The following is a 1,543-nucleotide window of genomic DNA, read 5'->3' on the forward strand; positions in this document are numbered from 1 at the left end:
CTGATCCAGATCGACTACGAGACCGTGGGCAAGTGGGCCGAGGCCAACCGGCTGGCCTTCACCCACTTCCGCTCGCTGGTGGAGAACCCCCGCGTGCAGGAGCTGATCGCCGCCGAGGTCAACCGCGGCAACGAGCGGCTGGCGCAGGTGTCGCAAGTGCGCAAGTTCCACCTGCTCACCAAGGAGCTGGACCACGACGACGGCGAGGTCACCGCCACCATGAAGGTGCGCCGGGCCAGCGTGTACAAGGCGTACGCGCAGGAGATCGAAGGGTTGTACGCGTAGGCCGGGGTGTCGGTCGGAGGGGCACGTCCATGATCCGTCACTGCACGGCCATCCTTGCCTGCGCGGCGCTCCTGGTCCCCGCCGGCGCGCTCGCGCAGCGCACCTACGACCTCTCGGATGCGGTGGTCGGCAAGACTCCGTGGAGAAGCACGTACTACCGGGTGGGCGCAACCACCGGCGACGCGCAGCGGCAGTTCGAAGAGCGGGCCGACCGCTCGCGCCCGGTGGTCGTGCATTCCCATGGGTGCTCGGGCGTCGTCGGAACCGACCTGCAACTGGCGGAGTTCTACAAGGAACTGGGCTTCCATGTCGTCCTGCTGCAGTTCCACACGCGAGGCGACGCATCCAGCTCCTGTCCCTCCGGAATGCCCTCCTCCACCGGCCACGCCGAATCCGGCAATCCGCACCGGATCAAGGCGCGCCGGATGGAACTGGAGCACCAGATCGCCTGGCTGGAGGACCTCGGATTCAAGTCGATCGTTGCCACCGGACACTCCGAAGGCGGCAAGGTGGTGCAAGGCCTGAAGAGGAAGGTCGACGGCGTGATCCTGCACGCGATGGACTGCAAGGAGCGCAGCCTGTGGGATCCCCATCCCGACAATCGTTACCTCGCGCTGTACTCGACCCGGGATCCCTGGATCACCGGCAACGGCTCCTATCCGACGCGCGCATGTGGGCACCTGTTCAATCGTTCCCAGGTGCGCGACGTCCGGTCCACCGTCACCAGCCACGATCCATTGGCCGACCCGGCCTGGCGCGACGAGATCCGGCAGTTCCTGGGCGGGGTGCAACGTTGAGCACGGCTGGCGGCCGGCCCTTGCGGCCCCAGGCACGCTGATGGCCGCCTCGCACCGGTGCCGCCTGCAATAAAAAAACCCCGCGGCGCAGAAGCGCACCGCGGGGCACCTTGGAGAACTGTGTTCGGCCTTGTCGCGTCAGCGATCAGCGCCAGTGGCCATGACCGCCATGGCCACCCTGCCCACGATGGCCATTGCCATGCCCATGGCCACGGTGCTTGTGGTGGCGGTGGCCGTGGCCGTCGAAGTGGCTGCGCGATTGCCACCCGTTGTGGTAGACCACCACCGGGGCCGGCTGCTGGTAATAGATGCCGCCGGGGTAGACGACCTGCGGTTGCGTGTAGACCACCTGCGGCACGATGACCGGGGCCGGCGCCACGATGACCGGGGCCACCGGACGGTGGTTGCCCACGCCCACGTGGACGCCCGGCGCGGCGTGCACGCCGACCGACCAGTACACA

General features: G+C 67.9%; 2 protein-coding genes and 1 pseudogene. All 3 read left to right on the forward strand.

What is annotated here, in order from left to right; translation table 11 throughout:
• Positions 1-285 (forward strand): annotated as a pseudogene (locus V6M49_RS16850) (long-chain fatty acid--CoA ligase); the annotation flags it as partial.
• 29 nt (positions 286-314) lie between these two features.
• A complete protein-coding gene (locus V6M49_RS16855; RefSeq protein ID WP_332762188.1) occupies positions 315-1,082 on the forward strand; it encodes a hypothetical protein in 768 nt (255 codons plus the stop codon).
• A gap of 160 nt (positions 1,083-1,242) precedes the next feature.
• The coding region (locus V6M49_RS16860) for a hypothetical protein (protein WP_332762190.1) at positions 1,243-1,543 on the forward strand (301 nt) is incomplete at its 3' end.

Origin of the sequence: Pseudarthrobacter sp. (assembly GCF_036675385.1) — a bacterium.
In the GTDB taxonomy this organism is placed as follows: domain Bacteria; phylum Actinomycetota; class Actinomycetes; order Actinomycetales; family Micrococcaceae; genus Arthrobacter.